Here is a 236-nt window from a genome sequence, read left to right on the forward strand (position 1 = left end):
GGAGGCCTGAGCCATGGGCCCCACCCAGCCCGAGCGCACCTGGACCGGCCCCGGCGCCCCCGAGCGCCTGGCGATCCTGCGGCGCACCCGGCCGATCGCGATCGTCGGCGCCTCGGACAAGCCGGCCCGTGCGTCGTACTTCGTGGCCACGTACCTGCTGAGCACGACCACGTACGACGTCTACTTCGTGAATCCCGTGCTCGCCGCGGCCGGCAAGGAGATCCTCGGCCACCGCG

Annotated in this window: 1 protein-coding gene; it reads left to right on the plus strand. The window is 73.3% G+C overall.

Annotated features, from left to right (window positions below; all coding sequences use genetic code 11):
• Positions 1–13: 13 nt before the first annotated feature.
• On the plus strand, positions 14–236 hold a 223-nt coding region (locus KVS67_RS13140), incomplete at its 3' end, for a CoA-binding protein (RefSeq protein ID WP_217565562.1).

The organism is Micrococcus sp. GbtcB5 (assembly GCF_019091605.1).
GTDB classification, from domain to species: domain Bacteria; phylum Actinomycetota; class Actinomycetes; order Actinomycetales; family Micrococcaceae; genus Micrococcus; species Micrococcus luteus.